The sequence below is a fragment of the Thalassospira sp. HF15 genome (assembly GCF_011806525.1).
GTDB lineage: Bacteria > Pseudomonadota > Alphaproteobacteria > Rhodospirillales > Thalassospiraceae > Thalassospira.
The window spans coordinates 631,625-647,888 of record NZ_JAAVKI010000002.1 but is presented as its reverse complement, the minus strand read 5'-3'; the positions used below and the strand labels follow the sequence as shown (position 1 = coordinate 647,888).

General features: G+C 53.9%; 14 protein-coding genes. 7 read left to right on the top strand and 7 right to left on the bottom strand.

The window, feature by feature from the left end; translation table 11 throughout:
- Nucleotides 1-16 precede the first annotated feature (16 nt).
- The gene (ubiH, locus tag HED22_RS06540) at nucleotides 17-1,240 is read right to left on the bottom strand and encodes a 2-octaprenyl-6-methoxyphenyl hydroxylase (RefSeq protein ID WP_167720315.1); all 1,224 of its coding nucleotides are present in this window, start codon (nucleotides 1,238-1,240) and stop codon (nucleotides 17-19) included.
- Nucleotides 1,241-1,814: 574 nt separating this feature from the next.
- Here ubiH and HED22_RS06535 point away from each other — a divergent pair.
- The 5 genes from HED22_RS06535 (at nucleotide 1,815) to HED22_RS06515 (ending at nucleotide 9,443) form a co-directional block, all read left to right on the top strand.
- Complete coding sequence (locus HED22_RS06535) at nucleotides 1,815-2,153, top strand: P-II family nitrogen regulator (RefSeq protein ID WP_007088725.1); 339 nt, start codon at nucleotides 1,815-1,817, stop codon at nucleotides 2,151-2,153.
- 23 nt (nucleotides 2,154-2,176) lie between these two features.
- A complete protein-coding gene (gene amt / locus HED22_RS06530) occupies nucleotides 2,177-3,505 on the top strand; it encodes an ammonium transporter (protein WP_167720312.1) in 1,329 nt (442 codons plus the stop codon).
- Between the two features lie 278 nt (nucleotides 3,506-3,783).
- Nucleotides 3,784-4,974, top strand: coding sequence for an aminotransferase class I/II-fold pyridoxal phosphate-dependent enzyme (locus HED22_RS06525; protein WP_167720310.1), 1,191 nt, complete (start codon nucleotides 3,784-3,786; stop codon nucleotides 4,972-4,974).
- Between the two features lie 56 nt (nucleotides 4,975-5,030).
- On the top strand, nucleotides 5,031-7,481 hold the full coding sequence (locus HED22_RS06520) for a DNA translocase FtsK (RefSeq protein WP_167720308.1): 2,451 nt from the start codon (nucleotides 5,031-5,033) through the stop codon (nucleotides 7,479-7,481).
- 276 nt (nucleotides 7,482-7,757) lie between these two features.
- Entirely contained in the window at nucleotides 7,758-9,443 is a 1,686-nt protein-coding gene (locus HED22_RS06515) for a methyl-accepting chemotaxis protein (RefSeq protein WP_167720306.1), read from the top strand.
- A 114-nt stretch (nucleotides 9,444-9,557) separates the two neighbouring features.
- Here HED22_RS06515 and HED22_RS06510 read toward each other — a convergent pair whose 3' ends face one another.
- Both HED22_RS06510 and HED22_RS06505 read right to left on the bottom strand, forming a co-directional pair.
- Entirely contained in the window at nucleotides 9,558-9,767 is a 210-nt protein-coding gene (locus HED22_RS06510; protein ID WP_167720304.1) for a hypothetical protein, read from the bottom strand.
- 283 nt (nucleotides 9,768-10,050) lie between these two features.
- A complete protein-coding gene (locus HED22_RS06505) occupies nucleotides 10,051-10,215 on the bottom strand; it encodes a hypothetical protein (protein WP_167720302.1) in 165 nt (54 codons plus the stop codon).
- Nucleotides 10,216-10,267: 52 nt separating this feature from the next.
- Here HED22_RS06505 and HED22_RS06500 point away from each other — a divergent pair, with 52 nt between their 5' ends.
- On the top strand, nucleotides 10,268-10,495 hold the full coding sequence (locus tag HED22_RS06500; protein ID WP_175581126.1) for a hypothetical protein: 228 nt from the start codon (nucleotides 10,268-10,270) through the stop codon (nucleotides 10,493-10,495).
- A gap of 147 nt (nucleotides 10,496-10,642) precedes the next feature.
- Here HED22_RS06500 and HED22_RS06495 read toward each other — a convergent pair whose 3' ends face one another.
- The 3 genes from HED22_RS06495 to lanM form a co-directional block, all read right to left on the bottom strand.
- A complete protein-coding gene (locus HED22_RS06495) occupies nucleotides 10,643-10,870 on the bottom strand; it encodes a hypothetical protein (RefSeq protein WP_167720300.1) in 228 nt (75 codons plus the stop codon).
- A 277-nt stretch (nucleotides 10,871-11,147) separates the two neighbouring features.
- A complete protein-coding gene (locus HED22_RS06490; RefSeq protein ID WP_167720297.1) occupies nucleotides 11,148-11,444 on the bottom strand; it encodes a hypothetical protein in 297 nt (98 codons plus the stop codon).
- A gap of 98 nt (nucleotides 11,445-11,542) precedes the next feature.
- A complete protein-coding gene (gene lanM / locus HED22_RS06485) occupies nucleotides 11,543-14,707 on the bottom strand; it encodes a type 2 lanthipeptide synthetase LanM (protein ID WP_167720295.1) in 3,165 nt (1,054 codons plus the stop codon).
- Between the two features lie 85 nt (nucleotides 14,708-14,792).
- Here lanM and HED22_RS06480 point away from each other — a divergent pair, with 85 nt between their 5' ends.
- Nucleotides 14,793-15,734 (top strand): GNAT family N-acetyltransferase, encoded by a 942-nt coding sequence (locus tag HED22_RS06480; RefSeq protein WP_167720294.1) that lies wholly within the window; start codon nucleotides 14,793-14,795, stop codon nucleotides 15,732-15,734.
- A gap of 68 nt (nucleotides 15,735-15,802) precedes the next feature.
- Here the strand turns inward: HED22_RS06480 and trxA are convergent, their stop codons facing one another.
- Entirely contained in the window at nucleotides 15,803-16,123 is a 321-nt protein-coding gene (gene trxA, locus HED22_RS06475; RefSeq protein WP_008888557.1) for a thioredoxin TrxA, read from the bottom strand.
- Nucleotides 16,124-16,264: the final 141 nt, after the last annotated feature.

Here is a 16,264-nt window from a genome sequence, read left to right as displayed (position 1 = left end):
GAAGAAATTCCAGCGGTTACAAAGACTTGCCCTGCATCAGTTTGGGAAGTGTCCCGGCATAGCCCATGGCATGCGACATGAAGGTCTTTTTCAGTGGCGGGATTTTCTCAACAACAGCCAGTCCGATATCACGTGCCCAACGAATTGGTGCAATGTCATTGGAGAACAATCGGGTCGTGAGGTCAGTCACGGCCAGCATCACCGTGTTGTCGAAACGGCGCCACTGTTCATATTCTGCCAGCACATCCGCACTGCCAAGATCACGGCCAAGACGACGGGCATTGACCAGAATTTCTGCGAGAACGGCAACATCACGGATCCCCATGTTAAGCCCCTGACCGGCAATGGGATGCATACCATGAGCCGCATCCCCAATCAGCGCCAGGCGATCCTGGGTATAGTGATAGGCATGCTGCAACCCAAGCGGATAGCAGAAGCGCGGACCAATCACTTCGAGATCACCAAGATAGCCATCAAACCGGCGATGAAGTTCATCGACAAAGGTCTGTTCATCAAGATTGACCAGATAATTGGCCTGCTCGGTACCCTCAGTCCAGACGATTGAACAGCGGTTGTCGGTCATCGGCAGGATGGCAAATGGCCCCGCCGGCAGGAAGTGTTCAACCGCCAGGCCATTATGGGGCTGCTTGTGCTTGACCGTGCAGACGACCGCACTTTGCTTGTAGCTCCAGTTATAAGTCTTGATCCCGGCCCACTCGCGCAGCATCGACTTGCGTCCCTCTGCACCGATTGCAAGCGGCGCGCGCACAGACTGACCATCCGCCAGTGTAATCGTCATTCCGCCCTGATCGCGCGTAATCGTATCGACCCGTGCAGGTGCAATCATTTTGACCAGATCGTTTTTTTCGATGGCACGATAAAGCGCACTGCGCGTGACAAGGTTTTCAACAATATAGCCAAGCGGCTCGTCACCGACATCGTGATGATCATAGTGCAGGAAGAGCGGGCTTTGGCCATCGGCAATGCGGATATCAAGGATCGGTTCTGCACCGTCGGCCATGTTTTCCCAGGCACCGATCACTTCAAGTACCGATTTGGATGCCGCCGCAATTGCACAGGTACGTCCATCATAATTGGCCGTCAGGATGGTTTTGGGATCTGCATAATCAACCACCACCGACTTGATACCACCATGCGCCAGCGCCAAGGCCATGGACGCGCCATTCAATCCGCCCCCAAGAATGATGACATCGGTTTGAAGTGCCTGCTGATCATGCATGTCGCAATTTCCTGTGTCTTTTGGCCAATGCCCTGAATGCCGGTTTACCTTGAGGACCGGACGCCCGCGTTGACCTGACGCAATAGAGCGTCGTGAAAGCATTGTTTGCACATCTTTACCCTGCCAGATACGTCGCCACAACCCGCACCGATCATCCCGAAGCTGTTATCGAGACCTTGAGCACAGACACCGCGACAAAAAGCGTTCTGCACACAGCCATACAATCTCAGACGTCATGTTGTGACACATACGCAGCGGTTGCAGGCCAAACACTTCGGGTAAGGAAATGACGCGCTACAGAGCATTGAGCTGTAAGCGCTTTTCATTTCCCCGGCTGGTTGATTAAAAAATATGCACATTTTTTGAACAACAACAGATTTTGTGCAGATTTTAAGCCCTGTATGACCGCGCAGAGTCACAAACCTTGGGGCGTAACTTCCTATTTTTCATTTTAAAATCAAGTATTTAACAGTTTTATTTTGAGTCTGGCACGATTCTTGGTTTGGAACGTGGGACTGCGAAATCGTGATTACCACGTTGGTACTCAACGGATATGCCGGGAGGTCGCAATATTATGAAACTTGTTACTGCTGTCATTAAGCCGTTCAAACTGGACGAAGTCCGCGAAGCGCTTAGCGCTTTGGGCGTTCAGGGTTTGACGGTCACTGAAGTTAAAGGTTTTGGCCGTCAGAAAGGTCAGACCGAAATTTATCGTGGTGCTGAATACATGGTCAGCTTCTTGCCGAAGGTGAAGCTGGAAGTCGCCATCACGGATAATCTGGTTGATCAGGTTGTCGAAGCCATCACCAAAACTGCTCAAACCGGGAAAATCGGGGACGGTAAGATTTTCGTTCTTGATGTAAGCCAGGCGGTCCGTATCCGTACTGGTGAAACCGGCGACGACGCCCTGTAAGTCCAGAGACAAGGGGAGACATTATGACTATTTCCATGAAGAAAACCGGCCTTGCTGCAGCTGCAGCTACCGCCCTTCTGGCAATCGCTTCTCCGGCTTTTGCTCAGGATGCAGGCGTTCCGGCTGAAACCCAGTTCATTCTCAACAGCTTTAGCTTCCTGTTCAGTGGCGCAATCGTCATGTTCATGGCTGCTGGCTTTGCGATGCTGGAAAGCGGTCTTGTTCGGACCAAAAACGTTACCACCATTCTGCTCAAGAACATTTCGCTCTTCGCGATCGCAGGCATCATGTACTACCTCATCGGTTACAACCTGATGTACATGGATGTATCGGGCTGGATCGGTTCGCTGAGCCTTTGGAGTGCTGATGATGCAGCCGCTCTTGGTGGCGACTTCTCTGGCGGTTATTCCGCAACGTCTGACTGGTTCTTCCAGATGGTGTTCGTTGCAACCGCAGCCTCGATCGTTTCGGGTACTGTTGCCGAACGTATCAAACTGTGGCCGTTCCTGATCTTCGTCGTTGTTCTGACTGGCGTTCTGTATCCGATTACCGGTGCATGGACCTGGGGCGGCGGCTGGCTCGCAGAGATGGGCTTCTCTGACTTTGCTGGTTCCACCATTGTTCACTCCGTCGGCGGCTGGGCTGCTCTGACCGGTGCGATCATCCTTGGTGCACGTAAAGGCAAATACGGCGAAGACGGTTCTGTTCACCCGATGCCGGGTTCGAACCTTCCGCTTGCAACGCTTGGTACTTTCGTTCTGTGGCTCGGCTGGTTCGGCTTCAACGGTGGTTCCCAGCTTGCTATGGGTACCGGCGCTGATGTCATCGCAATTGCCAACATCTATGGCAACACCACGATGGCTGCTGCTGGCGGTGTGGTTGCAGCAATGATCCTGACCCAGATCCTTTACAAAAAGGTCGACCTCACCATGGCACTTAACGGTGCACTGGCTGGTCTGGTCTCGATCACTGCAGCTCCGGACACCCCGACCATTGGTTCGGCGATCATCATCGGTGCAATCGGTGGTATTCTGGTTGTTGTTGCAGTTCCGCTGCTCGACAAACTGAAAATCGACGACGTTGTCGGCGCTGTATCGGTTCACCTTGTCTGCGGTATCTGGGGCACGCTTGCTGTTCCGTTCACCAATGACGGTGCTTCCTTCGGCACGCAGATCACCGGTATCGTTGCAATGGGTGCATTCACCATCGTTGCTTCGTCGATCGTATGGTTGGCTCTGAAATTCACTGTTGGTATTCGCCTCTCCGAGGAAGAAGAAGCCAACGGTGCAGACGCAACCGAGCTAGGCATGGAAGCTTATCCGGAATTCGGTAAGGGTTCCCAGCGCTTCTAAGCGAGACATTCTGACGGGTACCGTGTTCGCACGGTACCCGATCCATCAGATCAAAAGCCCGTCCGGGATATCCGGGCGGGCTTTTTTCGTATGCAAAAGGCAGCTTGCTACGGTTTCGCGCAAAGTCAGCGCACTGGCGGTTTAACGCCGATTTCACGGCGCTCTTAAATGTTTCTTTGCACTTTTGGCATAGGGGTAAAGTCAGGGGATTTTACCCATCTTCTGAACAAGGGCACCGCACATGGCGGGCCACAGATCATGCTGGAATGACGACGAACATGTTTAACGCGCGCCTGGATCAATTGCCTGCCTATCCGTTTCCGCGATTGGCAACCCTGCTTGACGGTATTGAACCCGGTCAGCCGCCACTTGTGATGTCGATCGGCGAACCGCAGCACGAACCGCCCGCGATGATCACCGAAGCCATGGTCAAACATGCCAGCCTTTGGCACAAATATCCGCCCGGTGCCGGCACACCCGAACTCCGTGAAGCCATCAAGAACTGGCTGGATCGGCGCTATGACCTGCCCAAAGACATGATTGATCGTGATGATCACGTCCTGCCGGTCGCTGGCACGCGCGAGGCCCTTTATCTGATTGCCACCACAGTCATTCCGCAGGACCAGCCAGGTCCCAAACCCAAGGTGTTGCTGCCCAACCCGTTCTATCAGGTCTATTGCGGAGCGGCGGTTTTGAATGATGCCGAAATGGTGCCGCTTGCAGCGGGTCCGGAAAATGGTTTTCTGCCCGACCTTGACCAGATTGACCCTAAGGACCTTGATGCCTGCGCTCTATTTTTCCTGTGTTCGCCGGCCAACCCGCAGGGTGCCATTGCGTCGCGCGCCTACCTGGAACAGATCATTTCCCTGGCGCGCAAGCATGACTTCGTGCTGGCCATGGATGAATGCTACGCCGATATCTATGACACCGCTGCACCGACCGGGGCATTGGAAATCTGTTCTGCGCAAGGTGGGAACATGGACAATATTCTTGTCTTCCACAGCCTGTCGAAACGATCGAGCGCACCGGGGTTAAGGTCAGGCTTTGTTGCCGGTGATGAAAAAATCATCAAACGCTTTACAGCACTGCGCAGCTATTGCTCGGCGACCATTCCGATGCCGGTAATGGCCGCATCCACCGTGCTTTGGAACGATGATGCGCATGCCGAAGAAAATCGCGATCTCTATCGGGCGAAAATCGACATTGCCGAGGAAGTCTTTGGCAACCGGTTTGGTTTTTATCGCCCGCCTGGCGGATTTTTCCTGTGGCTTGATGTTGGCGATGATGAGGCCGCCACCCGGAAAATCTGGAAGGAAACCGGGGTCAAGGTCATTCCGGGAAGCTATTTGTCGATGACCGACGCCAAGGGCCACAATCCGGGCAAGCAGTTCATCCGCATCGCCCTTGTGCACGATCTTGAAACCACGCGGGATGGACTGACCCGCATCGCGCAGGCATTGGACAATTAGACTTCAGTGCTTCGCACCCGGCAGAGAAACAGGACCCAACCAGAACGGATACCCAAATGAGCAGCCAGTCAAACACTCTTGGAACCGCCTTCATGCCCGGCAGTCTCGTGACACTGCTAAAGCGCAGCGGTTTACGGTTTTGTGGCCTTGGGCTGGTGTTACTGGCCATGGCCCTGTTCATCATGCTGATTGGTTTTCACCCAGGTGATCCGTCCTTCAACCACGCAACCGACCGCACATCGGTATTTAATCCGCTGGGCATTGTGGGCGCCTATGGTGCGGATTTGATGTTGCGCACACTTGGTCTGGCCTCTGCCCTGATTGCCGTTTTGCTGGTTGGTTGGGGTTTGCGCCTGATTGCCGTGAAACCATTTCGCTGGATGTGGGTCCGCTTCCTTGTCCTGCCACTGGCTTTGCTTCTGGTCGCAACCTCGGCGGCAGCCATACAACCGGGCATGCACTGGCCGCTGACGGTTGGTCTTGGCGGCTTTGCAGGTGATTTGCTGCTTGGCAAGCTTCAAGCCGGGTTTGCGATGATCGGTGTACCCGGTGCGCGCGCATTGATTGCGCTGGCCTCGATGGTGCTTGGTCTGGCGTTGACGATCTTTTGCATGGCCTATTCCCTGTCGGAATGGGAACGACTGGGCACCGCCCTGTCCTTTGCGGGTGGCAAAGTGATATCAGGTATTCGCGCCATCATCCCGACCGGCAGCAATGATGAGCCGCAATCCAAGCGGGCACCGGGATCGCGTCAGGAACCATCCATGGAAAAAGGCAAGTCCAAGCTTGGTACGGCCATCTCGACCCGTAAATCAGAACCGTCAGTCACCCCGGATGAGGATGACGGGTTTGACGATGATGACGGAGATCATGAACCGCCGGTCCATATCGTCGCAGCGCCAGCGGCCAAACTGCAACCAAGCCAGAAAGCCGCTGCCCAACGTCAGGCATCCCTTGATCTGGGGACCGAAGAATACCGCTTCCCGCCGCTTGATCTGCTTGGTGAACCCGATCCGGCCGATGCCAACCCGATTGATCAGGAAGCACTGGCACAGAATGCACGCCTGCTGGAAACCGTTCTTCAGGACTTTGGCGTCAAGGGTGAGATCGTTCAGGTTCGCCCGGGCCCGGTTGTTACCCTTTATGAGCTGGAGCCCGCCGCCGGTGTCAAATCATCACGCGTGATCGGCCTTGCTGATGATATTGCGCGCTCCATGAGTGCAATTGCCGCACGTGTTGCCGTTGTACCGGGCCGTAACGTCATCGGCATCGAATTGCCGAATGTCCGCCGTGAAACCGTGCATCTGCATGAAATTCTGGCATCGAGCGATTTCGAAAAGAACAGCGGCAAGCTTAACATGAGCCTGGGCAAGGATATCGGTGGTACACCGGTCATCGCCGACCTTGCGAAAATGCCGCACTTGCTGATTGCAGGTACCACGGGTTCCGGTAAGTCGGTTGGCGTGAACGCGATGATCCTGTCGCTTCTCTATCGGATGAAGCCGGAAGAATGTCGCTTCATCATGATCGACCCCAAGATGCTCGAACTTTCGATCTATGATGGTATTCCGCACCTTCTGACCCCGGTTGTGACCGACCCGCACAAGGCGGTTGTTGCCCTTAAATGGGCCGTACGCGAGATGGAAGATCGTTATCGTGCCATGAGTCAGGTCGGCGTGCGTAACATTGCGGGCTATAACAAACGCATCAAGGAAGCCGCGGCCAAGGGCGAACAGCTGACCCGGCGCGTTCAGACCGGCTTTGACCCCGAAACAGGCAAACCGATCTTTGAAGATCAGGAACTGCCGATGGAGCCGCTGCCATTCATTGTCATCATCGTTGACGAGATGGCCGACCTGATGCTGGTCGCTGGCAAGGATGTGGAAGCATCCATCCAGCGTCTGGCACAAATGGCGCGTGCGGCCGGCCTGCATCTGATCATGGCGACCCAGCGCCCATCGGTCGACGTCATTACCGGTACGATCAAGGCCAACTTCCCGACGCGTATTTCCTATTCGGTGACCTCGAAAATCGATTCGCGCACCATTCTTGGTGAAATGGGCGCCGAACAGCTTCTGGGTCAGGGGGATATGCTTTACATGGGTCAGGGTGGCCGTTTGCAACGTGTCCACGGCCCGTTTGTATCTGACGAAGAAGTCGAAAGCATCGTTAAGCATCTGCGCGATCAGGGCGACCCGGCCTATCTTGAAACCGTCACCGAAGAACCCGAAGAAGACCCGGTCGCGGCCTATATGGCCGGTGGCAATGCCGGCGCATCTGGTGGCGCTGGATCGGATGATGACCTTTATAATCAGGCGGTCGGGATTGTGCTGCGCGAGAAGAAGGCTTCAACCAGTTTCATCCAGCGCAAACTTTCAATCGGTTACAACCGTGCAGCACGCATCATCGAACAGATGGAAGAAAATGGCGTCGTTTCGGCCGCCAACCATGTCGGCAAGCGTGAAGTCCTGATGGAAAACATGGATGGCAGCCCTTACGAGTATTGATCTAAGCAGACTCGAACGCCGGTCACAAACCGCCCGAAAGTATAAAAACCCCTTCCCCTTCGGTGGGGGTTTTTCTTTATCAAAACAACTACAGGGTGTGTTTTATTAACATTATTAAAACTAAGTTTCCTTTTTTATCATGAGCTTAGATAAACTTGCCCGGAACTACTTGGCATAAGTCAACGACTACCTTTGCGGGAAACGCAATTTAGGCACCTGGTTACCGTTCGCATCAAATGACGTCGACGGAACAACAAATCAGTTAACAGGTGCGTCATGAAACTCTCAGACTACTCTTTCGCGTGGAAACTACGTGGCGTGATGGTCCTCGTCGCGTTGGCCCTTGCCGCAGTGTCGATTAACGACCTTTATTCGCTCTACACGACCATGATCAAGGATCGCGAGCAAACCTTGCAATATGTCGTCGATCAATCGGCGTCGGTCATTGATGATTTTGCCAAGCGCGCAGAGCAAGGGGAGTTCTCTGAGGAAGAGGCCAAAAAGCTTGCCTTGGAAACAGTTAAAGCCCAGCGCTTTGACGGTCATAACTATGTTTTTGTTGCAAGCCTTGACGGCATGATGCTGATGCATCCGATAAATGCCGGTCTCAATGGCAAACCGGTATCGACGGTTAAAGATCCGACGGGTGCAACACCGGTTGTGGATTTGGTCAATGCGGCACGCAGCCCCGAAGGCGGTTATGTCAATTATGTTTGGCCACATCCCGATAGCAAAGAGGTCACGCCAAAGCTGGGATATGCAAAGGCGACCAGTGACTGGGATATGGTTGTCTCGGCCGGTGTCTATATGGACGATGTCATGGCCGCTTTCTGGCAAAGCACCACGAACGGCATCATTGTCTTTGTTGCTGTGCTTGTCGTCATTGGTGGCCTTGGCTTTGCCATTGAAAAAAGCACAACCGCCCCGATGCGCAACATTACCGAGGCCCTGTCACGGGTGGCAAAGGGTGATATTTCCATTCAAACCGAGGGCAAAGACCGCAAGGACGAAATTGGTGATCTTGCCCGTGCTTTGGAAGTCTTCCGGGAGAACCGCGAGAAAGCCGACCGTTTGCAGCAGGAACAGGAAGCTGCCAATCGGGCGCAGATCGAACGAGCCGAGAAAATCGATCAACGCATCAAGCAGTTTGAAAACGACGTTGAAAGCAATCTCGCCGTTGTTAATGCAGCACTTACCCAACTGCGCAGCACTGCATCGGAAATGGCCGGTCAGTCTGATGAAACCACGAGCAAAGCAGCCACAGTAGCGGCCGCGACAGAACAGGCGGCAACCAATGTAGACACCGTTGCCGCCGCGGCCGAGCAACTGGCCGCGGCGATTGACGAAATCACCTTGCAGGTTTCGCGCAGTTCAGAAATTGCACAGTCCGGCGCAGATGAAGCAGATGATGCCAGCAATATCTTTGCCGAGCTTGCCAACGCATCAGACAAAATCGGTGAAGTGGTCGAACTGATCCAGTCGATTGCCGAGCAGACCAACCTTCTGGCCCTTAACGCCACGATTGAGGCTGCCCGTGCAGGTGAGGCAGGCAAGGGGTTCGCCGTCGTTGCAGCAGAGGTCAAGAACCTTGCCAATCAGACAACCCGCGCCACCGAAGATATCGCCGGTCATATCGACGGCATTCAAAGCTCCACGCAGGGTGCGCTTGGCGCGATTGAACACCTCTCAGGACGCATGAAGGAGCTTAATGAAGTGGCCGGTGGCATTGCAGCCGCCGTCAGTGAACAGGATGCCGCAACAGGTGAAATCGCCCGTAACGTTTCTGAAGCTGCATCGGGCACAAAAGAGGTCGCGCACAACGTGGTTGGCCTTCGCGAATCTGCCGAAGAGGAACGCCAGGCATCTAATGAAGTCCTGCAGGCATCTGACAGCATGAGCGACAAGTCACAAGTCCTGCTCAGCCAAATTCAGGAATTCCTAAAGGATATCCGGGCCGCATAAACCCGCACCCGCTAGTACCAACAGACATCAAATGAAAAAGGCGAACCAATTTCGGTTCGCCTTTTTCGTTATGCACCTGTCTCGGGGAGCCGTGCGCAGCCCAAGTCAGGATTTTTAACAATACGGCCAGGTGCTAGAATTAGCTGCCGCCTGAATATCGGCCTCAAGCGCGCTACCGTAACTGGAACCTTGTGTCAGAGCACTCAGTTTGGGATCAGCGGCATCAGCACTGCCGGGCACTCCGTGAATCATAGAGGCCGCTCCGCCGCTGGAAATCCAGTTACGCATCAAGTCACTGGTTGCACCTTCTGAACTTTTCATCATCTCATGTCCCTTTTCATTATCGGAAATTAGTCGCGTTATGGTGGTTATGTTCGCAACAAGACGTTGATTTGGATTCAATTGCAAAACCATGTAGCCAAGTCTCTGCAGGAATGATTTGCAGAAGCTAGGCTTTTCAGAGACCAGCAACACATCCCGGATGGTAGGCAGCCGACATTGCCCACAGGACTGAATTCAATTTCTGTCGGAACACAACCTGCTGCGGTATAGATTTTCTCCGCAAAACAGAGTGGCGCGACACCAATACGCCTTCAAATGCAAGCGCTTAGTAACACGCTGCCGGGGTTGAAGCAGAAGCTGCAGAAGCTTGCAATTCAGCATCAGAATCACGCAACACATCGCCATTGACAGAGTCCGGCGCTGAAACCGCCCCGCCAGTGACCATCCAGTTGTTCATCATCTCGCCAACAGTGCCTTCGGTCGTATGCATTGTTCTCACCCATTCAAAAGGTTAAAAGACATCGCCTTATAATTGAACAACCTTGAGCCCTAAAAGTCAAATTGGTTTGGCTCATTTCTATCGCAACGTTGCTGAGGCTGCGACCGGCACCAAGGAAGTCGCCCATAACGTCGTTGGCCTGCGCGAAGCGGCTGAGGAAGAACGTCAGGCGTCGGGCGAGGTCTTAAGCGCTTCAAACAGCCTGAGCGACAAGTCACAAGCCTTGCTGGCGCAGATCCAACAGTTCCTGAAAGACATTCGGGCCGCCTGATCACGCGCAAAGCCCATTCCATTCATGACAAAGGCGGCCTCGGTTTCAGGCCGCCTTTTTTGTCTTAAACCACCATGCGGCTTCGCACGCTGCCAAACTGAAAACAGGGCGGATACAAACAGGTGTCTGTTCTGGCCAGGTTGCCCGTTAATTACTTAAAGGACAGCTTGTACCATAGTTCGTAACCGCAGCAGCGGACAGACCAGCTTCATTGGCATCAATGCTGTAGCAAGTCTGCACAGATCGCGTCAGCATTGCCGACTGGAGACCGCAATCATCACCCTTCGACATATCGCTTGATCCCGCATGGAGTGCACCACCCGATACCTGCCAAGCATTCATCGCTTCTGAATTCGCTGAAATCATCTGTTCCATTTGCCGGTCCCTTGTTATTGCGTCGTTTTACAGCGCCATTGAAAAAAACCACGGGCGCCAAGTCGACTTATGATTGCACAGACACATCCAAAAACCAGCTATTTTACTGAATGCCGAAGAGATAATTGTAGCGTCACCTCATCAGCCGAACAAAAAAGGCAGGGCTAAAACGCCTGCCTTTTCAAGCTCAACAATCGCGAAGTCGTTCTTGGTCGACATGCAGATGGGTTAATCAAAGTATGACCCGCCGCATTCGATTCTTTTGACTCAGAGCGGGTTAAAAGCACCTCATTGAGGGGGCCGACACGGCACCGGCCTTGAGCGCGGGGTCGGCAAGCTCATCTTTTTCAAGAAAGCCCATGCAACTTGGAACACGGGTCGGAAGTGCCGCGGATAACTCATGGTCGTTTTCAAATTTAACGCATGAGCCGATGTAACCTCCGTTCGACCCTACAGCAGCGGTTAGTTGATCATCCGCATGGTCTTCACAGCTGGTACCAATTGCAGCAATCGCACCACCCGATTGCTGCCATGCCAACATCTGCTCTGAATGTGAAGTAGTCGTTTTCTGCATTTGAGCCACCTTGTTCACGAGAAGCTAATACACTGAGAAGAATTACACACTCTTCGAAATCAATCCACAGTTGATACTCGCCCAATTTCTGAAAATGTTCAGCGTAAAAGCAATACAGGTCGTATCTGGTCAGGTGCAGCGACCTCCAAAAGCGCCTGACCAATACCCGGAAGCCCCTGCATCAGGTTATTTTGAAACACGCGGTCCCGGGCCATCAAGCCTATCGCTGCTGGATCATTCAGGCGATCCATCCAGGCATGAAGTCGATGGTTCAATACTGCTTTCAGATCGCTTGGACCAAGTCCGAGGCCATCAGCGTACTGCAGCATTGAAAACCGCCCGGCATGACCACAACAAAGGTTATCGCGCCCGCCATCGGGAACAGCCAGTACGGCGGCAATGGCGGTTTCGATCTCTTCACGGACATGCTGATCATCAAGCACTTCAAGCCCGGCCATGCGTGCCAGCCCGATGCCTGCAGCGCCATGGCACCATTGTATCGGGTCAGGTTTGGGCGTATCGTCACGCAAATCCGGCCAGCCATGGGCTTCTGGATCGAACAGACCGCGCTCATAATCAAGACCACGCTTTGCCAGAGAAAGGAATTCATCCTTTCCGCTCGCCTGATAAAGCTTCAGCAGCGCATAAACCAAACCCGCCGCCCCGTGCGACATCCCGGCCAATGTGTGATCCGATATGCCGTTCCAGTCCGCCGGATTGTCCGGCAGATGCCGACCACACAAAATGGCGCGTTCAAGCACATCAGGGTCCTGTGTACGATGATAAAGCCCGACAAGCGCAAGGATGGTACCTGCAACCCCGCTGATGACATCAAGTGCCTTGTCTGCATTCACAGCCGTGTCATTGATCGTAGAAGACACATCAAGTGCTTCATCAAGCAGTTCGGGTGCATCAAGCAGATCTGCGCAGCGACACAGCACATAGATCAGGCCGCCAATGCCTTCAAACCCGCCAATACCGTTTGATTGCCGTGCGGTTGCGCGCGGTGCAGCAAGCGCCTTGAACGCCATATCCCGCCATCGATCGAACCGATCAACTCCGTAACAGCTGGCAAAGAACAGGGCCAGACCAGCCGTTCCGCCATAGAGCATTTCATTCATCGCGGTTATCTGTAGCGCTTCGCCATCCGGACTGGCGTCTACTGTCACCCAACACGCGCTGTCCTCACAGACAATGGCCTGATCAGCGATTTCGGTTGCAATGGAAAGGGCAATTGTTTTTGCGCGCTCGGTAACATCGCCCTCGACATGGTTTGTCTGCGTCGGCCATGGGCAGCGGGCGGGTGGGAAATTGACCTCGCCAAGACAAATCATCTGGCGGATGATAGCGCTATCATAATCAATATTGCGTTTGAGCTGATCGAGCCGGTCTGCGACCTTTGGCAGGACGGCCGATGCGGTCAAATCGGTGGACACAAGTTCCCCTTCTGACCAAACGCCATTCTGATCGGTCTTGCCGGTAAAAAGCGGCACATCGAGACGTGCAAGTGCACGGCGTTCATGGGCCAGGATCGCCCAGCCCGGATAGTCATCAAGGTCCCAGCGCGCCCGACGGGCGAGACGTTCGAAAGTCAGGCTCCAGGTAACGCCGTCCTGCTGGTTTTGTGGGATGCAGACTGCCTGTTCAAGTTCCTGATAATAGGCGGTCGGGCGCAAAACGTGACGGATCCTCACATTCCGGAATTTGGCGATGGGTCCATCGGGCCCAAGCACGGCATCGCGATGATCCTGCAGGAATTCAATGGCATCGCGATAGCCTGCCAAAAGATCACTGACATATTCCGCCGGGTTGGCTGGCGCGCCATCAATCAGAAGCTCGATCCCCGAAAGCGGTCTTTCCTCGGTAATGGTCTCAAAGACCATATTGCCGTGATTGATATGAATGAGCTTTTCGATCTTTACCGTCTTTGGGGCGGCGTGGGCCAGACCACCATCATCCACCCAGTGGCCACCGATGTTTTTACGCTGGGGCAGCAAACCGACCGCGGAAATACCGGCATCATGGCGCTGGGTCGCCAGTTGTTTGGCATGAAGGGCAGGATCATTACCAGGCAAAAAGCGCAACTCGGGCTGAAACAGCGTTTCGAGATCAATCACCACCGGGCGACCATCGGCCACCAAGAAGTTTTCGTGATGCATGTCACTGCCTTTAAGCCAGTACATCACCGCCAATAACTGCCCGGACGCCCGGTAAAAGGTGTTCGCGTCGTGCCCGGAAAGTTCGGGTTTATGGGAAATGTATTCCATCCAGCCATAATCTGGCTGACACCACGTTTTCGCAGCACTCAGCCGGATGTCGGACCCGGTATTGATCAACCAGTCTGACAGGCTTTTCCAGGCTTCTTCGGCACGGATCGGACGCGGCTTATAGACGATCTTTGCGCCGTTTTCGAATTCAAGCACCAGAACAGACCGACCGTGGTCATGGGCATCAGATATCCCGCCGATGATCTTGGCCACCCGCCCCGGGCCCGATTGGTTTTCAAACACCGCGAAATGATCCGCAAAACGGGCATGATCACAATCAAGACGTTCAATAAATTCGCGAGTTGCGACAATCCACTGATCAACAATGGTCGCCATCAAACGGATCATCACCGGGCGATTGGAAATCAGATTGGCGAACGGCCCACCACGCAGTGCCGATTTGAAGGCATCGTATAGTTCACGACCCGATGCATCTTCGGGCTTGATACCAACCGCCTGACGGAACGACTCAAAGCTTTCAAAAAGCGTGCGTTCGCAAATCCGTGCCATGCGACGCAGCAAAATCGCATCAAGGTCTGCCTTGGCGCGCGCATTCAGGTTTCTAGACGAAAATCCGGTAACCTGTTTTCGGGCAACGCCAATAACCGGCCACAGGAAATCACCAAAGGCCACCTTTGTGGCAATTTCATCCGGGCAGGAATCCGATGCATTGTCACCGGCGATGATCGCATCAAAAATCCACTGCGCCGTTTCAAGCCATTCCGGTGGCGCTTCGCCGTCACGCAAAGCGACCTCACCCAGAAGCGGGGCACTGTCGTTGGCATGTAATCCGTCACGCGCAAGACGGCGAGCAAACAGATCATGATCGCCGATGGACGCAAAATCACACCAGCGCTGCAAATTGGCCTGATCAATCTCGTTTTGGGTTTCGGGGTCGCCCGAGTTGACATGTTTGGGCACGTATCGGCCGGAAAGACGTTCATCAAGGGTCGCAGCCTTTGCTGCAATTGATGCCCAAAAAGGATCGATGTTCATAGCTTGCCCTTGACCCAGACGCGAATTAAAGCCCTGATAGTTAAAGTGTAAATGTGATCCCGAGCCAAGAAAAGTTTTCGCAAACATGCAGCTGACTGCCGTTTCCAAGGACAATATCAAAGTTTATGCTGCCTATCGTCGCGAAATCGCCGACGAAGAAGGTCGGCGCTATTTCGAGACGATTGACCTTGAAAAGGTCATTCTTCGGGAAAACTGCGATTACTTCATCAAGGGCGACAGTGACGAGATTCTTTGCGCAATAACCATCAGACGCAAAGAGCTCCGCAATGGCAGTGTGCTTGTGATGATCTCAGTCGAGGATGTTGCCAAGAAGCCCGAAACACTGGCCAGTTTTCTGCGCCTTGTGTTGCAGGAGGATATCGGTAAAACCGCCAAAACCGATATCCGCTACCGTGCATATGATCCGCCCGGCTCGAAATTTGCGCCCGCAGCGATGGCGCAGATGGGTTTTGCTGAAATTCCGGGCACCTATCGCTACCTTCGTGAACCTGGCCCGCCGCGCGAAGGGGAATTCCCCCATGCCGATCGCGCGGTTGCCAAGGGGTACAGGACCCTTGTGCTTGATGACGCCTATATTGCGTCAGACCCGGAAATCTTTGAAAAGCTTGCAGATATCTACAACCGCGCCTTTTCAAACCGCGACAGTGTCACTCCGACAACGGCGGAGCGCATTCGCAAAAGCTATGAAGCTGAGGCCAATGAAATCATCATTGCCAAGCTTGGTGACGAGGTCACCAGCAGCATCACCCTGACAAACCTGGGCGATAGCGTTTTTTCACCGCAATATACCTGTGCAAGGCGGCATTGGGGGACCGGATCGGTTGATTTGATGTGTCGGCATTTGGCCGAGTTGGTGGCCGAACGCTGGAACGTCCCGATCATCGGTTATGCCGAAGCCACCAACGCCGCATCCTGGAAGGCGCTTGAGCGGTTTGGGCTGACGCGCGTCGAGGAATATATGGTCTGGGAGCGTGCCCTGAGCGCAGGTGATACATTCACGCTTTAGCCACGCGACAAACAAAAAGGCGGGCTGTTTATCAGCCCGCCTTTTTAAATTCTATGATCCGATGAAGATCAGATCGACTGGTTGATCCAGTCGACAAGAGCGCTTTTCGGAAGGGCGCCGACTTTCATCGCCGCGACTTCACCACCCTTGAAGATCATCAGGGTCGGAATGCCACGAACACCGTATTTCGCCGGGGTGTTCGGGTTTTCGTCGATATTCACCTTGGCGATCTTGAGCTTGCCGCCCAGTTCACCAGCGATTTCATCGAGATATGGGGCAATCTGTTTACACGGACCGCACCACTCAGCCCAGAAATCGACCAGAACCGGGTCATTGGAACCCAGAACGTCGGTATCGAACGAACCGTCGGAAACTTTAATCGTGGTCATACTTTCAGATCCTAGTTGTTACGAGGCAAGGCGGGCGAACCCGCAAACCTCGATCCGCTTTATGAGGCCAAGGTAGGCAGCACGAACCCAAACGTCAAGCGCATTGGAAGCTCCCGCGTCATCACGCGTGCGCGAAGTCAG